General features: G+C 74.2%; 21 protein-coding genes and 4 tRNA genes. 13 read left to right on the top strand and 12 right to left on the bottom strand.

The window, feature by feature from the left end; all coding sequences use genetic code 11:
• The first annotated feature begins 210 nt into the window (after positions 1-210).
• Both ACFU9A_RS05140 and ACFU9A_RS05145 read left to right on the top strand, forming a co-directional pair.
• Positions 211-585 carry a sterol carrier family protein gene (locus ACFU9A_RS05140; protein ID WP_430574186.1) on the top strand — a complete coding sequence of 125 codons (375 nt, stop codon included), beginning with the start codon at positions 211-213 and terminating at the stop codon, positions 583-585.
• Between the two features lie 177 nt (positions 586-762).
• Positions 763-3,573: an ExeM/NucH family extracellular endonuclease gene (locus ACFU9A_RS05145; RefSeq protein WP_430574187.1), complete on the top strand. Its 2,811-nt coding sequence runs from the start codon at positions 763-765 to the stop codon at positions 3,571-3,573.
• Positions 3,574-3,643: 70 nt separating this feature from the next.
• Here the strand turns inward: ACFU9A_RS05145 and ACFU9A_RS05150 are convergent, their stop codons facing one another.
• Positions 3,644-3,916 (bottom strand): GlsB/YeaQ/YmgE family stress response membrane protein, encoded by a 273-nt coding sequence (locus ACFU9A_RS05150; protein WP_430574188.1) that lies wholly within the window; start codon positions 3,914-3,916, stop codon positions 3,644-3,646.
• A gap of 124 nt (positions 3,917-4,040) precedes the next feature.
• On the opposite strand from ACFU9A_RS05150, the gene ACFU9A_RS05155 reads away from it, so the two are divergent.
• The 3 genes from ACFU9A_RS05155 to purM all read left to right on the top strand — a co-directional run bounded on the left by ACFU9A_RS05155 (position 4,041) and on the right by purM (position 7,302).
• Positions 4,041-4,523, top strand: a complete 483-nt coding sequence (locus ACFU9A_RS05155) for a hypothetical protein (RefSeq protein WP_430574189.1) — start codon at positions 4,041-4,043, stop codon at positions 4,521-4,523.
• 72 nt (positions 4,524-4,595) lie between these two features.
• Positions 4,596-6,143: an amidophosphoribosyltransferase gene (gene purF, locus ACFU9A_RS05160; RefSeq protein WP_430574190.1), complete on the top strand. Its 1,548-nt coding sequence runs from the start codon at positions 4,596-4,598 to the stop codon at positions 6,141-6,143.
• A 52-nt stretch (positions 6,144-6,195) separates the two neighbouring features.
• Entirely contained in the window at positions 6,196-7,302 is a 1,107-nt protein-coding gene (purM, locus tag ACFU9A_RS05165) for a phosphoribosylformylglycinamidine cyclo-ligase (RefSeq protein ID WP_430574191.1), read from the top strand.
• Positions 7,303-7,428: 126 nt separating this feature from the next.
• Here the strand turns inward: purM and ACFU9A_RS05170 are convergent, their stop codons facing one another.
• A complete protein-coding gene (locus tag ACFU9A_RS05170; protein WP_430574192.1) occupies positions 7,429-7,632 on the bottom strand; it encodes a DUF3073 domain-containing protein in 204 nt (67 codons plus the stop codon).
• A 400-nt stretch (positions 7,633-8,032) separates the two neighbouring features.
• Here ACFU9A_RS05170 and ACFU9A_RS05175 point away from each other — a divergent pair, with 400 nt between their 5' ends.
• The gene (locus tag ACFU9A_RS05175; protein WP_079575713.1) at positions 8,033-8,239 is read left to right on the top strand and encodes a BldC family transcriptional regulator; all 207 of its coding nucleotides are present in this window, start codon (positions 8,033-8,035) and stop codon (positions 8,237-8,239) included.
• 32 nt (positions 8,240-8,271) lie between these two features.
• Here ACFU9A_RS05175 and ACFU9A_RS05180 read toward each other — a convergent pair whose 3' ends face one another.
• From ACFU9A_RS05180 to ACFU9A_RS05200, 5 genes are all read right to left on the bottom strand, one after another.
• A complete protein-coding gene (locus ACFU9A_RS05180) occupies positions 8,272-8,589 on the bottom strand; it encodes a DUF3618 domain-containing protein (RefSeq protein ID WP_430574193.1) in 318 nt (105 codons plus the stop codon).
• Positions 8,586-9,002, bottom strand: a complete 417-nt coding sequence (locus ACFU9A_RS05185; RefSeq protein WP_430574194.1) for a phage holin family protein — start codon at positions 9,000-9,002, stop codon at positions 8,586-8,588. Before ACFU9A_RS05185 ends, ACFU9A_RS05180 begins: the two co-directional genes overlap by 4 nt.
• Positions 9,003-9,167: 165 nt before the next feature.
• Positions 9,168-9,243, bottom strand: a tRNA-Phe gene (locus ACFU9A_RS05190).
• A gap of 50 nt (positions 9,244-9,293) precedes the next feature.
• Positions 9,294-9,367 (bottom strand) — tRNA-Asp (locus tag ACFU9A_RS05195).
• Positions 9,368-9,514: 147 nt separating this feature from the next.
• A tRNA-Glu gene (locus ACFU9A_RS05200) sits at positions 9,515-9,587 on the bottom strand.
• Positions 9,588-9,661: 74 nt separating this feature from the next.
• Here ACFU9A_RS05200 and ACFU9A_RS05205 point away from each other — a divergent pair.
• Complete coding sequence (locus ACFU9A_RS05205) at positions 9,662-10,006, top strand: metallopeptidase family protein (RefSeq protein ID WP_430575342.1); 345 nt, start codon at positions 9,662-9,664, stop codon at positions 10,004-10,006.
• A gap of 74 nt (positions 10,007-10,080) precedes the next feature.
• Here the strand turns inward: ACFU9A_RS05205 and ACFU9A_RS05210 are convergent, their stop codons facing one another.
• Positions 10,081-11,301 (bottom strand): D-alanyl-D-alanine carboxypeptidase family protein, encoded by a 1,221-nt coding sequence (locus tag ACFU9A_RS05210; protein ID WP_430574195.1) that lies wholly within the window; start codon positions 11,299-11,301, stop codon positions 10,081-10,083.
• Positions 11,302-11,540: 239 nt separating this feature from the next.
• On the opposite strand from ACFU9A_RS05210, the gene ACFU9A_RS05215 reads away from it, so the two are divergent.
• The gene (locus tag ACFU9A_RS05215; RefSeq protein WP_430574196.1) at positions 11,541-12,116 is read left to right on the top strand and encodes an antibiotic biosynthesis monooxygenase; all 576 of its coding nucleotides are present in this window, start codon (positions 11,541-11,543) and stop codon (positions 12,114-12,116) included.
• Positions 12,117-12,141: 25 nt separating this feature from the next.
• Here ACFU9A_RS05215 and ACFU9A_RS05220 read toward each other — a convergent pair whose 3' ends face one another.
• On the bottom strand, positions 12,142-12,900 hold the full coding sequence (locus ACFU9A_RS05220; protein WP_430574197.1) for a glycerophosphodiester phosphodiesterase: 759 nt from the start codon (positions 12,898-12,900) through the stop codon (positions 12,142-12,144).
• Between the two features lie 27 nt (positions 12,901-12,927).
• A tRNA-Lys gene (locus ACFU9A_RS05225) sits at positions 12,928-13,000 on the bottom strand.
• A gap of 272 nt (positions 13,001-13,272) precedes the next feature.
• Here ACFU9A_RS05225 and ACFU9A_RS05230 point away from each other — a divergent pair.
• The gene (locus tag ACFU9A_RS05230) at positions 13,273-13,557 is read left to right on the top strand and encodes an iron-sulfur cluster biosynthesis family protein (RefSeq protein WP_380245280.1); all 285 of its coding nucleotides are present in this window, start codon (positions 13,273-13,275) and stop codon (positions 13,555-13,557) included.
• A 203-nt stretch (positions 13,558-13,760) separates the two neighbouring features.
• Positions 13,761-14,582: a DUF1206 domain-containing protein gene (locus ACFU9A_RS05235; protein ID WP_430574198.1), complete on the top strand. Its 822-nt coding sequence runs from the start codon at positions 13,761-13,763 to the stop codon at positions 14,580-14,582.
• 3 nt (positions 14,583-14,585) lie between these two features.
• Here the strand turns inward: ACFU9A_RS05235 and ACFU9A_RS05240 are convergent, their stop codons facing one another.
• The gene (locus ACFU9A_RS05240; RefSeq protein WP_430574199.1) at positions 14,586-15,332 is read right to left on the bottom strand and encodes a M50 family metallopeptidase; all 747 of its coding nucleotides are present in this window, start codon (positions 15,330-15,332) and stop codon (positions 14,586-14,588) included.
• Positions 15,333-15,502: 170 nt separating this feature from the next.
• Here ACFU9A_RS05240 and ACFU9A_RS05245 point away from each other — a divergent pair, with 170 nt between their 5' ends.
• The 3 genes from ACFU9A_RS05245 to ACFU9A_RS05255 all read left to right on the top strand — a co-directional run bounded on the left by ACFU9A_RS05245 (position 15,503) and on the right by ACFU9A_RS05255 (position 18,356).
• Positions 15,503-17,002 (top strand): DEAD/DEAH box helicase, encoded by a 1,500-nt coding sequence (locus ACFU9A_RS05245; protein ID WP_430574200.1) that lies wholly within the window; start codon positions 15,503-15,505, stop codon positions 17,000-17,002.
• Between the two features lie 56 nt (positions 17,003-17,058).
• A complete protein-coding gene (msrB, locus tag ACFU9A_RS05250; protein ID WP_430574201.1) occupies positions 17,059-17,463 on the top strand; it encodes a peptide-methionine (R)-S-oxide reductase MsrB in 405 nt (134 codons plus the stop codon).
• A 104-nt stretch (positions 17,464-17,567) separates the two neighbouring features.
• Complete coding sequence (locus ACFU9A_RS05255) at positions 17,568-18,356, top strand: tyrosine-protein phosphatase (protein WP_430574202.1); 789 nt, start codon at positions 17,568-17,570, stop codon at positions 18,354-18,356.
• An 82-nt stretch (positions 18,357-18,438) separates the two neighbouring features.
• Here the strand turns inward: ACFU9A_RS05255 and ACFU9A_RS05260 are convergent, their stop codons facing one another.
• Positions 18,439-18,924 (bottom strand): MarR family winged helix-turn-helix transcriptional regulator, encoded by a 486-nt coding sequence (locus tag ACFU9A_RS05260; protein ID WP_430574203.1) that lies wholly within the window; start codon positions 18,922-18,924, stop codon positions 18,439-18,441.
• Positions 18,925-18,951: the final 27 nt, after the last annotated feature.

An 18,951-nucleotide genomic window follows, 5' to 3' on the forward strand; every position in this document is an offset into this window, starting at 1 on the left:
AGCACTCGCCGACCCGCGCTTCGCTGTCACCTCATCCCACGTCTGTGCGGACCGGGTCTCCGCCCCGGCATGGCGCTGGGCCGGTACGAGGGCGCGGTCCCGGTCGGGCCGCGCCCTCGTACCGGTCGCAGGACGGGGGACGACCACGCCGTGCCGGAGGGGAGGCGTGGACGGCCGGGACGAGGCGGCGCCGAGGCATAGGGTGCTGGCGTGCCTGCTCGACGACGGACCGACCCTGCCGCGGGGCGCGCGGCCGTGGCGGCGTGGCTGGAGGGCGACTCCTCGCGCCCGGTGGTGACCACCGCGGTGCGGTTCACGCTGGAGGAGCTCGCCGACGTCGCGCCGGGGAACTCGGTGGAGGTGCGCGTGCCGCCCGCAGGTGCGGTGCAGGCCGTCGCCGGGCCGCGGCACACGCGGGGGACGCCGCCCAACGTGGTGGAGACCGACGTCGACACGTGGCTCGGCCTGGCCACGGGGCGACTGACCTGGGACGACGCGCTCGGGGCGGGGCGGGTGAGCGCGTCCGGGGAGCGTGCCGACCTGTCCGCGCTGCTGCCATTGCAGGCGGCACGCCCCCGGCGCTGACGCGGTCGTCGCGCGCGGGATAGCGGGTCTCGGCTGCGTCCGCTACGTTCGGCGGCACCGGGCAGGTACCTCCGCCGGGTCCTCGGACGACGACGTCCGGTGACCTGGGGTTCAACCGTGGTTCACACGGTCCTGCTTGGGTGACGTCACCCGCACGTCCGCCGCAAAGGAGCCACCGTGACCCCACCCCGTTCCGCCCGCCGCCGAGGACCGCTCGCGGCCGCCGTGACGGCCGCGCTCGTCCTCCCCGCCGGAGCCGCGCTCGCGGCGCCCGCGTCCGCCGCCGTCTCGCCCGACGCGCCCGTCGTCATCGACGAGGTCTACGGCGGCGGCGGCAACAGCGGCGCCCCGTTCAACCAGGACTTCGTCGAGCTGTACAACCCGACGGACCAGCCCGTCTCCCTCGACGGGTGGTCGGTGCAGTACGCGTCGGCCACCGGCGCCTGGGCCAACGGCGCGCAGACCGCGCTGCGCGGCGAGATCCCCGCCCGTGGTTCGTACCTCGTCGCGCAGGCCCTGGGCGCGAACACCGCGCTGCCCGCGCTGCCCACGCCCGACGTCACCGGCACGATCGCGATGTCCGGCACGGGGGCCAAGGTCGCCCTCGTGCGCAGCACCGACCGGCTGTCGTGCGCCGGGGCGGACTGCGCCACCGCCGCCGACGTCGTGGACCTCGTGGGCTGGGGCCCGACCGCGAACGCCTGGGCCGGCTCCGGCCCGGCGCCCGCCACGACGAACGCGACGTCCGTCGCGCGCCGCGCCCACGCGCACACCGCCGACAACGCGGTGGACTTCGCGGCGGTTGCGCCGACCCCGGCCGCGAGCGGCACGGACCCGGGCACCGACCCGGGCCCGGGCGAGGACGCGACGATCGCGGAGATCCAGGGCACCGGCGCGACCTCGCCGCTGGCCGGGAAGACCGTGACGACCACCGGCGTCGTCACCGCGACCTACGCCACGGGCGGCTTCGACGGCCTGTACCTGCAGACCGCGGGCACCGGCGGCGACCCCGCCGACGACCCGACCCCCGGCGCGTCCGACGCCGTGTTCGTCTACTCCCGCGCGGCCGCGCAGCAGCTCGAGATCGGCGACCACGTCGAGGTCACGGGCAAGGTCAGCGAGTACTCCGGCCTGACGGAGGTCAGCGCCGACGCGTGGACGGTGCTCGACGAGCCCGCCTCGGTGGAGCCCCTGGCCACGACCTGGCCCGCCACGGAGGCCGAGCGCGAGGCGCTCGAGGGCATGCTGCTCGCGCCGCAGGGCGACTTCACCGTCACCGACAACTACGACACCAACTTCTACGGCACCGTCGGCCTCGCGGCCGGCAGCTCGCCGCTGGTGCAGCCGACGACGGTCGGGCGGCCCGGCTCGCCCGAGGCGACGGAGCAGGCCGAGGACAACGCGGCCCGCGGCCTCCTCCTCGACGACGGCTCGTCCACCAACTACAGCTCGGCCGCCAACTCCGGCCAGCCGCTGCCGTGGCTGACCGGCGGCGACCCCGTGCGCGTCGGCGCGGCCGTGACCTTCACGCGCCCGGTGGTCCTCGACTACCGCTTCGACGCCTGGGGGCTGCAGCCGCAGCACCGGCTCACGCCCGACGTGGCGGACGCGGTGCAGCCGGCCACGTTCGAGGACACGCGCGAGGCGTCGCCCGAGGCCGTGGGCGGCACGCTCCAGGTGGGCACGTTCAACGTGCTCAACTACTTCACGACGACCGGCGACCAGCTCACCGGCTGCCGGTACTACACCGACCGCGCCGGCGACCCCGTCACCGTGCGCGACGGGTGCGACGCCCGCGGCGCGGCACAGGCGGACGACCTGCAGCGTCAGCAGACCAAGATCGTCGCCGCGATCTCGGCGCTGGGCGCCGACGTCGTGTCGCTCGAGGAGATCGAGAACTCCGCGACCTTCGGCAAGGACCGCGACCAGGCGCTCTCCGACCTCGTCGACGCGCTCAACGCGTACGACGGCGCCGGCACCTGGGCGTACGTCGGCTCGCCGGCGGAGCTGCCCGCCAGCGAGGACGTCATCCGGACGGCGTTCGTCTACCGCACGGCCGGCGCGGAGCCCGTGGGCTCCTCGCGGATCCTCGACGACCCCGTGGCGTTCGGCAACGCGCGCCAGCCGCTCGCGCAGGTGTTCCAGCCTGCGGGCGGGGTCGACGCCGACCCGGGCGACGACGTCGTGGTCATCGCCAACCACTTCAAGTCGAAGGGGTCGGCCGGACCGTGGCCGGGCGACAAGGACACGGGCGACGGCCAGGGCGCCTCGAACGAGTCGCGCGTGCGGCAGGCGACGGCGCTGGTCGCCTTCGCCGACGACGTGGCCGGCGACGCCGGCACCGACGCGGTGCTGCTCGTGGGCGACCTCAACTCGTACGAGCAGGAGGACCCGGTCCTGGTGCTCACCGACGCCGGCTACACGGACCTCGGCCCCACCACCGGCGAGTACACGTACGCGTTCGACGGCGCGGTCGGCTCGCTCGACCACGCGCTCGCGTCGCCCGGCCTGGTCGCCCGGGTGACCGGCACGGACATCTGGAACATCAACGCGTACGAGCCGGTGGCGAACGAGTACAGCCGGTACAACTACAACGCGACGATCCTCTACGACGAGTCGCCGTTCCGGTCGTCGGACCACGACCCGCTGCTCGTGGGGCTCGACCTCGCGCCGGCCGCGCCCGCCTGGTCCGCGAAGGCCACGTACACCAAGGGCGACCGGGTCGCCTTCGGCGGCGGCCTGTTCGAGGCGCTCTGGTGGTCGCGCGGCGACCGGCCCGGTGCCTCGCTCTACGGGCCCTGGGCGGAGGTCGGCGCTCCCGTCGTGACCGCCGACGGGACGTTCCCGGCCTGGACCCGCACCTGGGTGTACGGCAAGGGTGACGTCGTGGTCCACGACGGGCACCGCTGGGAGGCGCGGTGGTACAGCCGCACCGACGAGCCCGGCGCGTCGGCGTACGGCCCGTGGAAGGACCTCGGCGCCGCCTGACCCGCTCCGCACGGACAGCGGCCGGGCCGGTCGGACCACCCACGTGGTCCGACCGGCCCGGCCGTCGTCGTCAGGGCTGCTGCTTGCGGCTGCCCATGCCCGCGACGAGGGAGACGCCCACCGCGGCCAGCACGATCTGGAAGACCAGCTCCAGCCAGTCGATGCCGCCGGTGTCCTCGACCCCGAACAGGCTCGCGACCCACGTGCCCAGCAGGGCCGCGACGATCCCGACGAGGATCGTCACCAGGATCGAGATGTTCTGCCGACCGCGGACGACCAGCCGCCCCAGGGCGCCGATGATCGCGCCGATGACGATCGCGCTGATGATGCCGGAGATGCCCACGATGCTTCCCCTCTCTCGACGACGGCGCTGGTCGCGCCCTCGTCGACCGTACGGCGGGCCGTCCGTGCCCGCCGGGCGCCGACGGTGTGCCGGCGGGCCCCACCCGGTGACTTAGGCTCGTGGGGTGAGCAGCTCCGCCCCCGACGGCCCCGAGAACGACGGCGCGACGACGGCCGGGTCCGCGCCCGGCGAGGTCGGCCCCACCCCCGCACCGCAGCACGCCGCGGACGGTCCGGCACCCGCCGACGCGCCCGCGGACCACGCCTCCCCGGCGGACGCCGCGGCCACGGACGACGGCGCGACGGAGGCCTCCACGACGGGGGCCCCCGCGAGCGAGGAGCCGCAGGACGTGACGCTGCTCGTCGACCCGGACCGGGTGCGCCGCGCGCCCAAGTACCCCGTCTTCCTCTGGGTGGGTGCGCTGGTCGGCGCCGTCGTCGGCCTGATCTTCTCGACCTGGCTCATCGACGTCTCCGGCTCCGCCGAGACCCTGATGAAGCCGGGCGTCTACGTGTCGGTGACGGTGCTGGGCGGCATCGCGCTCGGCCTCGGGGTCGCGGGCCTCGTCGCGGTGATCTCCGACCGGCGCAGCCTGCGCCGGCGCTGACTCCTCCGCCGGCCCGTCCGGCGACCCGTCCACGCAGGTCGGCCGCCCGGGCTCCTGTGGGATACTCGGACCATGCCCTTGCGCCCTGACGGCCGCCTGAACCATGACCTCATGCCCGGCGAGAAGGGCCCCCAGGACGCGTGCGGCGTCTTCGGGGTCTGGGCCCCCGGTGAGGAGGTCGCCAAGCTCGCCTATTTCGGCCTGTACGCGCTGCAGCACCGCGGACAGGAGTCCGCGGGCATCGCGACCAGCAACGGTGAGCAGATCCTCGTCTACAAGGACATGGGACTCGTGTCCCAGGTCTTCGACGAGACGGCGCTCGACGCCCTCACCGGACACCTCGCCGTCGGCCACTGCCGGTACTCCACCACGGGTGGCGTGACCTGGGAGAACGCCCAGCCGACGCTCGGCGCGACGGCGGGCGGCACCGTCGCCCTCGGGCACAACGGCAACCTCACCAACTCCGCCGAGCTCGTCAACCTCGTGGCCGAGCGCTACGGCGCGCAGCGGCGCGGCGAGCTCGCGCGCGGCAACACCACCGACACGGCGCTCATCACGGCGCTGCTCGCGGGCGACGCCGACCACACCCTTGCGCAGACGGCGCTCGAGGTGCTCCCGCGCCTGCGGGGTGCCTTCTCCCTCGTCTTCATGGACGAGGGCACCCTCTACGCCGCGCGTGACCCGCAGGGCGTGCGCCCGCTGGTCCTGGGCCGCCTCCAGCGCGGCTGGGTGGTCGCGTCGGAGACCCCCGCCCTCGACATCGTCGGCGCGTCGTACGTGCGCGACGTCGAGCCGGGCGAGCTCATCACGATCGACGCCGACGGCCTGCACTCCGACCGCTTCGCCGAGCCGGAGCGCGCCGGCTGCGTGTTCGAGTACGTGTACCTGGCACGCCCCGACAACACGATCAACGGCCGATCCGTGCACGCGTCGCGCGTCGCGATGGGCCGCGCACTGGCCCGCGAGCACCCGGTCGAGGCCGACCTCGTCATCCCGACGCCCGAGTCCGGCACGCCGGCCGCCGTCGGCTACGCCGCCGAGTCGGGCATCCCGTTCGGCCAGGGCCTGACGAAGAACGCCTACGTGGGCCGCACGTTCATCCAGCCGTCCGACACGCTGCGGCAGCTCGGCATCCGGCTCAAGCTGAACCCCCTCCGTGAGGTCATCCGCGGCAAGCGCCTCGTCGTCGTCGACGACTCGATCGTGCGCGGCAACACGCAACGCGCCCTGGTGCGGATGCTCCGCGAGGCCGGCGCCGCCGAGGTGCACGTGCGCATCTCGTCCCCGCCGGTGAAGTGGCCGTGCTTCTACGGCATCGACTTCGCCTCGCGCGCCGAGCTCATCGCCAACGGGCTGACGCCGGACGAGATCGGGCAGACCCTGGGTGCCGACTCCCTCGGCTACATCTCGCTCGAGGGCATGATCGAGGCCACCGAGCAGCCCGCCTCCCAGCTGTGCGCGGCCTGCTTCACGGGCAAGTACCCGATCGAGCTCCCCACCGCCGACCAGCTCGGCAAGCACCTGCTGGAGCAGGCCGAGCTGCCCCTCGGAGCCCCCGAGGACGGGCTCCGGCAGGTCTCCGTGGGCGCCGGTGCGTCCACCGCCCTCGACCATCCCTGACCGTCGACCGACACACAGCCGACTGACACAGCCGACGAACGGTGAGCCACACGTGACGAACGAACCCCTGACCTACGCCGCCGCGGGCGTCGACACCGAGGCCGGCGACAAGGCCGTCGAGCTGATGAAGGACGCGGTGCGGCGCACGCACGGTCCCGCCGTCCTCGGCGGGGTGGGCGGGTTCGCCGGGCTCTTCGACCTGTCGGCGATCCGCGAGTACCGCAAGCCGCTGCTCGCCACGTCGACCGACGGCGTCGGCACCAAGGTCGCGATCGCCCAGGCGCTCGACAAGCACGACACCATCGGCTTCGACCTCGTCGGCATGGTCGTGGACGACATCGTCGTGGTCGGCGCCGAGCCGCTGTTCATGACGGACTACATCGCCACCGGCAAGGTGGTCCCGGAGCGCGTCGCCGACATCGTGCGCGGCATCGCGCAGGCCTGCGAGGTGGCCGGCACGGCCCTCGTGGGCGGCGAGACGGCCGAGCACCCGGGCCTCCTGGAGCCCGACGAGTACGACGTCGCCGGCGCGGCGACGGGCATCGTCGAGGCGGACGCCGTGCTCGGCCCCGACCGGGTGCGCGCGGGAGACGTGCTGGTCGCGATGGGATCGAGCGGCCTGCACTCCAACGGCTACTCGCTGGTGCGGGCGGTCGTGAAGCACGCGGGCTGGACGCTGGACCGGCACGTCGAGGAGTTCGGCCGCACCCTGGGCGAGGAGCTGCTGGAGCCCACGCGCGTCTACGCGCGCGACGTGCTCGCGCTCGCCGAGGACCCGGCCGCCCGGGTGCACGCGTTCACGCACGTGACCGGCGGCGGGCTCGCGGCGAACCTCGCGCGCGTCCTGCCCGAGGGCACGGTGGCCACGGTCGACCGCTCGTCGTGGGAGGTGCCGCCCGTCTTCCGCACGATGCGCGACCTCGGCTCGGTGCCGCGCCACGACCTGGAGAACACGCTCAACCTCGGTGTCGGCATGGTGGCCGTCGTCGGCGCCGACGGCGTGGACGCGGCGCTGGCGACGCTGGCCGCGCGCGGCGTGCCCGCCTGGGTGCTCGGCTCGGTGGCGGACCTGGACCCGGCCGCCCCGGCCGAGGACCTGGTCGCGGGGACCAAGGGCGTGCACGGCGGGGCCGTCAGGATGACCGGCGACTACCGCTGACGATCCGCAGGGCGGGGGAGGTCCGGCCTCCCCCGCACGGACGAAGGGCCGGACGGCAGCTGCCGTCCGGCCCTTCGTTTCGTGCGACGCAGATTCCCGTCGAGGCGGGAGCCTGACGCTGACGACTCAGCGCTCGTCGTTCCAGGCGTTGTATCGGTTGTCGTACTCGTCGTCGTCGGGGGAGGAACGGTCCTCCGTGGCGACATCCGTGCGACTTCCCTCGCTGCTCCTGAGCTCCTGCTCGAGCGCGTGGTAGTTCGTCTCGGGGCTGTAGTACTTCAGCTCGCGAGCGACCTTAGTCTGCTTTGCCTTCTGACGGCCGCGGCCCATGGCTGAGACCCCCTCAACGTAGGAGCGGGGCTTGCGCCGTCCGTGACGGCGGCCCCGTGCGTAAGTAGTCTGTTCAGATCCCAACGGTACATGCTCGCGCGCCATTCCCTCCACTCCGCGACACGTGCCGTTCGCATCAGTCGACGTCGGAGCGGGTGATCTCGCGCAGATGGTGTCTCAGGTCACGAGACCGATCGGTGCACCTTCCGGTCCGTCGCGGGGCGTCACGGCCTCCAGAACGGGACGGAACGCACATCTCGGGCCAGGACTGGACGATCCGGGCGATTTCATCCAGCTCCCAAGTCGCCTCAATCCCGCTTTCTGCACACAATGGATGAGCGAGACCGTGTCCGCACACCGGGCGCCGCCCGGGCCGGTCGCGCACCAGGAGGTGCAGGGGATGTCGCTCCACGGAGACTCCGAGGTTCTGCTGACGCCTGCCGAGGTGGCCAGCCTCTTCCGCGTCGATCCGAAGACCGTGACCCGCTGGGCGAAGGCGGGGAAGCTCTCGTCGATCCGCACCCTCGGTGGGCACCGTCGCTACAAGGAGTCGGAGGTGCGCGCGCTGCTCGGCGCCGCCTCCGAGGAGGCGACGCCGGACAAGTAGGGACGGCCGGGGAGCCGGCCGGAGGGGACCGCTCAGCGGCGCCGGGCGCGGACGACGACGATCACGACCAGCGCCAGGCCCGCAGCGGCCGCCCCGAGCAGCACCTGCGCGTTGCGCCGACGGCGGGGCGCGCCGTCAGGAAGCCCGCCACCGGTCACGAACGCGCCGGCGTCGGACGCCGCCTGCTTGGTGGCCTTCGCGAGCTGGTTCGCCTGGTAGGCGGGGGACAGGCGGGTCGCGAGCTGGTCGAGGGTCTCGGTCAGCTCCGCGCGGGTGCGGGCGACCTCGTCCTCGAGCTCCCGGGTGGTGGGCGCCGGGGTCCTGTTCTCGGGCGTCGTGGACTCGGTCACCGGCGCACCCCCTTCTTCAGCGTCTCCACGTCTTCCTTCACGCGGTCGATCGTCTCGGGCCGGCGCGCGGCCTTCTTGAGCTGGCCGACGGCGATCGCCACGGCGATGCCCGCCACGAGCAGCATGGCGACGCCGACCGTCAGGGCCGAGAGCCACAGCGGCCACGCGGTGGCGAGGCCGGTGATCCCCGCCCAGATGAGGACGCCCACCGCGTACAGCACGATGACGAGGGCGGCCACGATGAGGCCGATCCCGATCCCGGACCGCTTGGCCTTCTCTGCCATCTCGGCCTTGGCGAGCGCCACCTCGGCGCGCACGAGCCGCGTGGCCTGTTCCGACAGCTGCTCCACGAGCCGCCCCATGGAGGGCGGCTGCTCGGCGGGCGGCGTGCGTCCGTCGTCCCAGTCCGTCATCGACTGCTCCGATCCTGCGTGAGGTGATCGTCCGTGCGGTCCCACTCAACCCGTCCCTGCTGGTCCAGGCAATTCGACCGGCCGGATCGAGGGGGGTGAGCCTTGCGGTTCCCGGCGTCCGCCGGAACGACGAAACCCCCGCGCCGTGGGGCGCGGGGGTTTCGGTGGTGGCTCCGACCGGCGTCGATCCGGTGACCTTTCGATTTTCAGTCGAACGCTCTACCAACTGAGCTACAGAGCCTGGACACGAACGCCCGGGCGCCGTTTCCGACGAACCGGGCGCATCATGCGCGACCCTGACGGGACTTGAACCCGCGACCTCCGCCGTGACAGGGCGGCGCGCTAACCAACTGCGCTACAGGGCCATGGCGAGGAGAAATCTCCGCGCCTGGAAGCTCGTTTCGAGCCGAGAAGAAGCGTACCCCATGGTCGGCGGGATCTTGAAATCGTCCGCTGACCAGCAAGAACGCCCTGTTTCGCGGGCTACCGGCGTGGCCGGTGTCCCGCTGACGTACCCCCAACGGGATTCGAACCCGTGCTACCGCCGTGAAAGGGCGGGGTCCTAGGCCGCTAGACGATGGGGGCTGGACCCGGCAAGCATACCCAGGCACCGGACCTGGCCCGCCCGCGCCGTGGGCGAGGATGGGACCGTGGTGGAGATGACGCGCGAGGAGTTCGAGGACGCGGTCCGGGACGGCCTCGACCAGGTGCCGGCCGACCTGGCGGCCATGATGGACAACGTGGTCGTCCTGGTCGAGGACGACGCCCCCGCCGACGACCCGGAGCTCCTGGGGCTGTACGAGGGCGTGCCGCTCACCGAGCGCGACCTGCACTGGGCAGCCGGATCGCTGCCGGACCGCATCACCGTCTACCGGAACCCCACCCTCGCCATCTGCGACACGCGCGAGGACGTGGTGGAGGAGGTCGCGATCACCGTGGTGCACGAGATCGCGCACCACTTCGGGATCGACGACGAGCGGCTGCACGCCCTCGGCTGGGGCTGAGCGGACACGACCGGACCCACGGCGCGCCGGGGCGCGCCGTGGGTCCGGTCGGTGTCCGCCCGTGGCAGGCCCGGTCAGAGGGGGCTGTACTCCCAGTGCCACGCCTCGGGCTTGCGGCCGTCGGCCTGGGCCCAGGCGGGGTTGTGCCAGCCGAACTTCCCGGCGTTCGCGACCAGCCACTGGTGCTGCGCGCTGGAGTACTCCTGCACTCCGCCGTTGAGGTCGACGGCGATGCCCCAGCCGTGGTCCGAGTACCCGGGCACCGCGGCGAAGTAGCCGCGACTCGCCTTGACCGACACCTGCGACTCGTAGGAGCGGTAGGAGTCGCGGATCTCCAGGTGCGTGCCGAAGCGGGCCCGGTACGCGACGTCGAGCCGCTCGAGCTGCTCGGCGGCGTCGGCGCGGAGCGTCTCGCCCTTCGCGAACGACAGCTCGGCGAGGTCGGCGGACGGGATGCGCCCGTTCTCGTACCCGTCGGTGTCGTCCGCGTGCTTCTTGAGGGTGGGGGCCGCCTTGCGGGCCGACGCGGCCTGGGCGTGGAGGATCTCGGCGGGCGTCGCCGGCGCGGGCTCGATGCTGACGGCGCTCGCGTCGGTGTCGTCGAGCAGGTCGGTGAGCGCCTCCGTCGCCTCGGCGACGTCCGCCGCGTCCTTGTCGCGGACCTCGAGCGAGGTCCGCTCGCCGGCGCGCGACGCCGCCTCGGCGTCGGACCGGTCCGTGACGAGGGCGCGCAGGTGCTTCGCGCTCTTGGCCACGGAGCGGCGCTCGGCGCGGGGGACGCCCCGCGTGTCGGTCGTCAGCTGGTCGGCGCGGGTCAGTGCCGCCTGGGCGGCGGACAGCGCGTCGTCGCCGCCGGAGGGCGCCTTCGAGCGCTCGGGGGCCGCCTCGTCGGCGGCCCGGGACGCCGTGGTCGCGTCGACGGCGCCGGCCGTCGCGGCGGACGCCCCGGTCAGGGTGGGGTGCGTGATGGCCGCGGCGCCGCTGACGGGCTCGGTGCCGAAGGCGCCGGTGCCGATGCGGCCCACGGAGCTCGCCGCGGGCGTGGTCGACGCCGCGGTGCGGGTCTCGCCGGACGCCTGGGTCAGGCCGGTGGCCACGCCGGTGGACAGGGCCACGACGGCGAGCGCGACGGGCACGCCGGCGCGCACCGCCCGACGCCGCCTGTGGGGGGCGTCGGTGGTGGCGGTGCGTCGGGCGTTGTCGGCGCGTCGGGGACGGTCGGGGTGGTGGATGTCGCGGCGCCGGGGGTGCTGCGTGGGCGCGGGCGCGTCGTCCTGCAGGGCATGCTGGGTCACGTGGTGTGGTCCTTGGTTCGGGGCTCATCCCATCGTGGGGGCCGCCGTGGGGTGCCCCGGGCGATTTGGTTGACCAATCAACAGAAGTCCCGTGCGGACCGGGCGGACGCGATGTGAAGACCCGGACATCCCGGGGCGATCGGCACTCTGCCGTGGGAGCGATCCGGATGCTGGGACGGGGCGTCCCGCCCGGACACCCGCCGCGCTCGTCGTCGGGCGGCACGCCTCAGGATGCTCCGATGAGCTCCGCACCCGTGACCGTCGCGGTCCACCGCGCCGTCAGCCCCGACCGTGTCCCCGAGGTCACCGCGTGGGTGCAGTCCGGCGTCCGCCTCGCCAACCGGTGGGACGGCTTCCTCGGCTCCGGCTGGATCCGCGCCTCCGAGGGCGCGGCCGACTGGATCATGCTCTACCGCTTCGCCGACGCGACGCGGCTCGACGCCTGGGAGGGGTCGGACGAGCGGCGTCGCTGGCTCGCCGCCGGGGAGGGGCTGGTCGAGGAGCGCCGGGTGGAGAAGCGGACCGGGATCGAAGGGTGGTTCGACCCGCCCGTGCGCCAGGACGAGCCCGCCGGCCCGCCGCTCCTCGCGGCCCCGCCGCGCTGGAAGCAGTCCGTGGCCATCTGGTTGGGCTTCTTCCCGGTCAACCTCGCGTTCACCGCGCTGATGGGCTGGCTCGTGCCGTCCTTCGCGGACCTGCACGTGGTGCCGCGGGTGCTCGTGTCGACCCTCGTGCTCACCCCGATCATGTCGCTCTGGGTGCTGCCGTGGGTCACCGGCCGGCTCACCGGCTGGCTGCACGCACCGCGCCGCTGAGCCGCACCGGGTGCGCGGCGGGGCGTCAGCGGGAGGTCGGGACCGCCGCCGCGTCGAGCCAGCCGCGCAGCGCAGCGGGGCGGTCGGTGATGATGCCGTCGACGCCGGCGTCCAGCAGCGCCTCCCACGTGGCCTCGTCGTTGGCGGTCCACCCGAAGACCTGGCGTCCGGCGGCGTGGGCGGCGGGTACGAGCGCCGGGTCCTCCGCGAGGAGCGCCGCGCCCGGGCTGACGGCGGCCGCGCCGAGCTCGTCGAGGAGCTCCGCCAGGTCGGCACGGGGGTGCTCGAGGAGCAGCGACCGGGGCACCTGCGGCGCGACGTCCCGCAGGGCGGCGACCGTCGTGGGGTCGAAACCCTGCACCATCAGGCGGCCCGTCAGCCCGGACCCGGCGACCACGCGCATCGTCACGGCCACGTCCTCGGCCGTCCAGGCTCCCTTGTACTCGCAGAGGACGTCGAGACCCGGCCGCGCCGCGACCAGGTCGAGCACCTCCGCCAGGGTCGGGATGCGCTGCCCGGCGAACTCGGGTCCGAACCAGGAGCCCGCGTCGAACGCCTGCAGCTCGGCCACGGTGTGGCCGCCCACCTCGCCGGCGCCGTCGGTCGTGGCGTCGACGGTGCCGTCGTGGATCACGACCGGGACGCCGTCGGCGCTGAGGTGCACGTCGATCTCGATCATCCGCGCCCCGGCGTCGTCGGCCGCGGCGAACGCGGCGAGCGTGTTCTGCGGGGCGTCGGCGGAGGCGCCGCGGTGGGCGACGACGACGAGGTCCTGGGCGGGCACGGTGCTCCTTCGGACGGTGCTGTCGGGTGGGCCCCGTGGGGATCGAACCCACAACCCGCGGATTAAAAGTCCGCTGCTCTGCCGATTGAGCTAGAGGCCCGCCGCCGTCCGCCCGAGGGTCGGTCGCCGGCTGCGGACAGCGTACGCGGGAGCGGCTGCGGGTCGTGCCGCCGGCCGTGCGGAGGTCGTGGCGGCGCCGCCCGGAAGGTCACGATCAGGTCACGGAGGGCAACCTATCCATCGCACGACGGGCCTGTCACGCCAGGTCTCACCCATCGGGAGATCTCGTCCCGATCGCGTCTCAGCGTTGCGCCGAGCACCCCGACCCTGTTTCGGTGGACGGGTTCGCCAGGACCGACGAGAGGAGCTCCCATGCTCACCGTGACCGACAACGCCCGTACCGCCGTCGAGGACCTCGCCCAGCAGGCGGGGGTGCCCGACGAGGGTGGCCTGAGGATCGCGCAGTCTGCCGGACAGCCCGGCAACTTCGAGCTCGCGCTCGTCCCCGCGCCGCAGCCCGACGACCAGGTGGTCGACGAGGAGGGCGGCACGCACGTCTTCGTCGAGGCGGAGGCCGCACCGGCCCTCGACACCCTCACGCTCGACACCGACCCGGCGGCTCAGGGCCCGGGATTCGTGCTCACGCCGCAGGCGTGACCCCGGGACGGGACCTCCGACCCGTCGGGTGACGGCGAGGCGACACCGTCCGACGACGACGGCCGGGCACGAGGGACGACCTCGTGCCCGGCCGTCGTGCGTCCGCGCCCGGTCGCCCCGGCCGGATGGCGCGCGGGCACCCCGGTGCGCCATGGTGTGACCCGCGCCGCGACCCCGTGCGGCGCGGAGGAAGGTGACCACCCGTGCCGTCGACCCCGTCCATGTCCCCCGCAGACGCCCCGCGGAGGGCGAACCGCAGCCCCGTCCTGCGAGGCCTCGCCCGCGGCGGCTACGTCGCCTCGGGGGTGCTGCACCTGCTGCTGGGCTGGCTCGCCGTCCGGCTCGCGCTCGGCTCGTCGGGCGGGAGCGCCGACCAGCAGGGGGCCCTGAAGGAGCTCGCGGCGGCGCCCGGCGGCGCCCTGCTCCTGTGGCTCACGGCGGCGGGCTTCGCCGCGCTCGCGCTGTGGCAGCTCACCGAGGCGCTGGTGGGCGTCCCCGGGGCCGACACGGCGAAGCAGGTCGGCTCGCGGGTCAAGGCCGGCGCCAAGGCGGTGCTCTACGGGGTGCTGGCGGGCACGGCGGTCGGCGTCGCGACCGGGGCGTCGGGCGGCGGGAGCTCCGAGGAGGGCGTCACCGCGGACCTGCTGGCCGCCCCCGCAGGGCGCTGGCTCGTCGCGGCGGTCGGCGCCGTCGTCGTCGGCGTGGGCGTGTTCCACGTCGTGAAGGGATGGCGCCGGACGTTCCTCGACGACCTGCGGGGGACCGGCGGCGGGGCGGTCGGTCAGGCCGTGGTGCGGCTGGGGCAGGTGGGCTACGCGGCCAAGGGCGTCGCCCTCGCCGTCGTCGGCGGGCTGTTCGTGGCGGCCGCCGTCACCGCGGACCCGCAGAAGGCGGGCGGCCTCGACGACGCGCTCCGGACCATCCGCGACCAGCCCTTCGGCACCGCGCTGCTGATCGTCACGGGCGTGGGGATCGCCGCCTACGGCGTGTACTCGTTCGCCCGTGCGCGGTACGCGCGGATGTGACGGTCAGGTCGCGGGCTCGACGATCCAGGTCGCGCCGAGCAGCAGGCAGCCCACGGTGACGAGCAGGAAGACCACCACCCACAGGATCCCGGTGGTGTGGGTGAGCGCCGCGAGCTGGTCGGCGTCCGACCGGCGGGCGCGGCCGCGGGTGCGCTGGGCCTGCAGCTCCAGGACCGGGCGCACGGAGCCGAGCAGCAGGAACCATGTCACGGCGTACGCGACGGCGGCCTGCGTGGCCGCGTCGAGCCACCACGAGACCGCGACGAGCGCGGCGCCGCTCACGAGGATCGACCAGAGCCCGAACCAGTTGCGGATCTTCAGCAGCAGGAGGGCGAGCAGCAGCACCAGCAGCCACAGCAGCCCGACGGCGTAGCCGTGCCGGAGCAGCCACGCGGCGCCCAGCCCGGTGAGGCCCGGCCCCACGTAGCCGGCGAACGCCGTGACGATCATGCCGAAGCCGCGGGGGCGCCCGGCGGAGACCGTCAGCCCCGACGTGTCGGAGTGCAGGCGGATCGCGTCCAGCCGCCGCCCGGTGACCATCGCGGCCACGGCGTGCGCGCCCTCGTGCGCGATCGTCACGACGTGCCGTGCCACCCGCCACACGGGGGTGACGAGCACGACGGCGAGCGCGACCAGCCCGGCCGACAGCACCACGGCCTGGGGCGGGGGCGGCACCGGCGTGGTGGTGGCCGTCCAGATCTGCGTCAGCACGTCGGTGACGCCGGCGAGGAAGTCGTCCACGCCGGTCATTCCACCACGCCCGGCTGGGCGACCACCGAGGAGCCCACGGCGGGACGTGCGACAATGCTGGTGGTGGCTGCGCGTCCGCGCGCCCCGCGTCGTGGAGATCCCCCCGGATTGCGTGCGGCGGACCCCGACCCTCGACGTCTTCGACGTCCCAGCCCGAGAGGCCCTTCTTCTTGACTACTTTTGCCGACTTCGGCCTGCCCACCCCTGTCGTCCGTGAGCTCACGGAGCAGGGCATCACCACCCCGTTCCCCATCCAGACGGCGTCGCTGAACGACACGCTCGCCGGCACCGACGTGCTCGGCCGGGGCCGCACCGGGTCGGGCAAGACCCTGGCGTTCTCGCTGCCCGTCGTGACGCGGCTCGCGACGTCGGCCGCGCAGGCCGTGGCCGCCGGCCGCCCCCGCCGTCGTCCGGGGCGCCCGCGCGCTCTCGTGCTGTGCCCGACGCGTGAGCTCGCCAACCAGATCAACGCCACGATGGAGCCGCTGGCGAAGGCTCTCGGCCTCGTGACGACCACCGTCTTCGGCGGCGTCGCCCAGTCCCGTCAGGTGACCGCCCTGAACGCGGGCGTCGACGTCCTCATCGCCTGCCCCGGCCGGCTCGAGGACCTGCTCGGCCAGAAGCACCTCAGCCTCGACGAGGTCGAGATCACCGTGCTCGACGAGGCGGACCACATGGCCGACCTGGGCTTCCTGCCCGGCGTGAAGCGGATCATGGACCGCACCCCGGTGCGTGGCCAGCGCCTGCTGTTCTCCGCGACGCTCGACAACGGCGTCGACGTGCTGGTCAAGCGCTACCTCAAGAACCCGGTGACGCACTCGGTCGACGAGGCCGCCGCCCCGCCGCCCCAGATGACCCACCACATCCTCGCCGTCGCGGACGCCGACGCGAAGAAGGACGTGGTGCACGCGCTCGCGTCGGGCACCGGCCGCCGCGTCCTGTTCACCCGGACGAAGCACCAGGCGAAGAAGCTCGCCAAGCAGCTCACCGGTGCGGGCGTGCCCGCCGTCGACCTGCACGGCAACCTCGGTCAGGGCGCGCGCGAGCGGAACCTCGCGGCGTTCTCGTCCGGCGACGTCAAGGTGCTGGTCGCCACCGACATCGCGGCGCGCGGGATCCACGTCGACGACGTCGAGCTCGTCGTGCACGTGGACCCGCCGGCGGAGCACAAGGCGTACCTGCACCGCTCCGGTCGGACGGCCCGCGCGGGCTCCGTCGGCGACGTCGTCACCGTGATGCTCCCCGAGCAGCGCGGCGACGTCCGCGACCTCACGCGCAAGGCGAAGATCACCGCCCGCCCGCAGCAGGTCGCGCCGGGCGACGCCACCGTCACCGCCCTCGTGGGCGAGGTCGCGCCGTACGTGGCGCCGCCCGCTCCGGCGGCGCCCGCGCCGCAGCGCCGCAAGGGCTCCGGCCGTCCCGCGCAGGGCGGCCAGGGCGGTCAGTCCCGCGGCGGACGCCCGCAGGGTGGCTCGGCCCAGGGCGGCCGGTCCCAGGCGGGTCAGGCGCAGGGTGGTCAGGCGCAGGGCGGGCGCGGCCAGCGCTCGCAGTCCCACGGTGCGTCCGGGGGCGCTCCGTCGGCCGTCCGAGCGGACGGCTCCGCCCCGGCCCGTCGCCGTCGTCGCGGCGGCCGCGGCCGGGGCCACGGCGGCTCCGCGCCGCAGGCCTGACGGCCCGGGCGGAACACCGACGGCACGGCCCGGGTTGACGACGACGGAGGTGTCAGATGACGTACGAAGTCACCAAGTCCGACGAGCAGTGGCAGGTGGAGCTCTCCCCCCAGGAGTTCGCCGTCCTGCGGCAGGCGGGCACCGAGCGGCCCTGGACCGGTGAGCTGCTCGACGAGAAGCGCGTCGGCGTGTACCGCTGTCGTGCCTGCGGCCACGAGCTCTTCCGCAGCGAGACCAAGTTCGACTCGCACTGCGGCTGGCCGTCGTTCTACACGCCGCTCGCCGGCGAGAGCGTGGAGCTGCTGGAGGACCGGTCGCACGGCATGGTCCGCACCGAGGTGCGCTGCGCGCGCTGCGGCTCGCACCTGGGGCACGTCTTCGACGACGCGCCGCAGACGCCCACCGGCGACCGGTTCTGCATGAACTCGCTGAGCCTGACGTTCGAGGCAGCCGAGGGCTGATCGTCCGGCCGTCGTGGGTGTGACCGTGGCCCCGTCCTCGCGACGAGGACGGGCCACGGTCCCCGCCGCAGCGCACCTGGTGGGTCGGGTCTAGGGTCGAGCAGGTGACCGAGCCCGTGCCCGCCGCGTCCCCGACCGACGCCGACCTCGGCCTCGACGCAGCGCTCGCCGCCGTCTCCGCCGCGTCGTCCGTCCCCGACCACCTGGTCAACCTGCGCGACGTCGCGACCGCCGCCCCGGGCCTCCGGCCCGGGGCGCTGCTGCGTTCCGACGCGCCGCGGTCCGGCGACCGCGCCCCCGAGGGCGTCGCCTGGCCCCCGCGCACCGTGCTCGACCTGCGCGACCCCGGGGAGAACGGGGAGGCGCACCCGCTGTCGTCCGTCGCGCGCGTCGTGCCCCTGCCGGTGCTGAACGGCACGGCGGTGGCGGCGTCCGGCGGGCCCGTGGTGGTCCCCGCCCTGGGCGACCTCTACGTGTCGATGCTCGACGAGCCCGGCGCCGGCCACCTGGTCGAGGCGGTGCGGCTGATCGCCACGGGCGACGAGCCCGTCCTCGTGCACTGCACGGCGGGCAAGGACCGCACGGGGGTCACGGTCGCGCTGGTGCTGGCGCTGCTCGACGTCGACCGGGAGGCGATCGTCGCGGACTACGAGCGCACCGGGCCCCACATGCGCGACGTGATGGTGCGCGCGGCGGTGACGGCCAACCTCGCGGTCCCGGACGCCCACCTGCTGGCGAAGCTGCCCCCGGAGCTCGTGACCGCCCCGGGGTGGGCCATCGAGGCGGTGCTGGACCGGCTCGCCGAGCACGACGGCGGCGCGCAGGGCTGGTTCCTGGCGCACGGCGGCGACGCAGCCACGCTCGACGCGCTGCGTGCGCGGCTCGTCGTCTGACGGCGGCCGCGGGGACGAGAAACGGCGAGGACCCGGTCCGGGTCCTCGCCGTTCGTCTGCCCCGCCGCCGGCGGTGGCAGCGTCAGGAGCGTGCGTCCCGCCAGCGGACGAAGTCCTCCGAGTAGCGGTGCAGCAGCGTGGCGAGCTGTGAGACGTCGGCCTCGTCCCAGTCGCCGAACGCGTCCTTGTACATCTCGATGCGACGGTCGCGTGCACGGGCGAACCGCTGTGCGCCGTCGGCGGTCAGGGTGATGCGCTGGCCGCGGGTGTCCTCGGGGTCGACCTCGCGGTGCACGAGGCCGAGGTCCACGAGCCGGCTCAGCTGTCGAGAGACCGTGGCCCGCCCGACGCCGAAGTGGGCGGCGAGGTCGGAGCCACGGATCCCAGGATGGGAGTCGATGTGCGCGAGGATCGGGTACGCCGACGCCTCGAGCTCGGGATGCACCCGCCGGGCGGTCTGGGCCGCGGACGACTGGGCGCGACGGATCAGCACCCGGATCTCTCGTTCGAGAGCACCGAACGGGTCGGTGGCCGGGTCTGGCGGTGACGGTGCGGCTACGTCGTGCATGCGCCCATCATGAGGCTTCGCCGAGGC

Origin of the sequence: Isoptericola sp. NPDC057653, from assembly GCF_042799955.1 — a bacterium.
Classification (GTDB): domain Bacteria; phylum Actinomycetota; class Actinomycetes; order Actinomycetales; family Cellulomonadaceae; genus Isoptericola.

Excerpts from the sequence above, each read along its gene's own strand:
- ACFU9A_RS05185 (WP_430574194.1), bottom strand. The coding sequence starts at position 9,002 with ATGACGGACTGGGACGACGGACGCACGCCGCCCGCCGAGCAGCCGCCC.
- ACFU9A_RS05170 (WP_430574192.1), bottom strand. The coding sequence starts at position 7,632 with ATGGGCCGCGGCCGTCAGAAGGCAAAGCAGACTAAGGTCGCTCGCGAG.
- ACFU9A_RS05205 (WP_430575342.1), top strand. The coding sequence starts at position 9,662 with ATGACGCGCGAGGAGTTCGAGGACGCGGTCCGGGACGGCCTCGACCAG.
- ACFU9A_RS05260 (WP_430574203.1), bottom strand. The coding sequence starts at position 18,924 with ATGCACGACGTAGCCGCACCGTCACCGCCAGACCCGGCCACCGACCCG.
- purF (WP_430574190.1), top strand. The coding sequence starts at position 4,596 with ATGCCCTTGCGCCCTGACGGCCGCCTGAACCATGACCTCATGCCCGGC.
- ACFU9A_RS05215 (WP_430574196.1), top strand. The coding sequence starts at position 11,541 with ATGAGCTCCGCACCCGTGACCGTCGCGGTCCACCGCGCCGTCAGCCCC.
- ACFU9A_RS05230 (WP_380245280.1), top strand. The coding sequence starts at position 13,273 with ATGCTCACCGTGACCGACAACGCCCGTACCGCCGTCGAGGACCTCGCC.
- ACFU9A_RS05175 (WP_079575713.1), top strand. The coding sequence starts at position 8,033 with ATGTCGCTCCACGGAGACTCCGAGGTTCTGCTGACGCCTGCCGAGGTG.
- ACFU9A_RS05240 (WP_430574199.1), bottom strand. The coding sequence starts at position 15,332 with ATGACCGGCGTGGACGACTTCCTCGCCGGCGTCACCGACGTGCTGACG.
- msrB (WP_430574201.1), top strand. The coding sequence starts at position 17,059 with ATGACGTACGAAGTCACCAAGTCCGACGAGCAGTGGCAGGTGGAGCTC.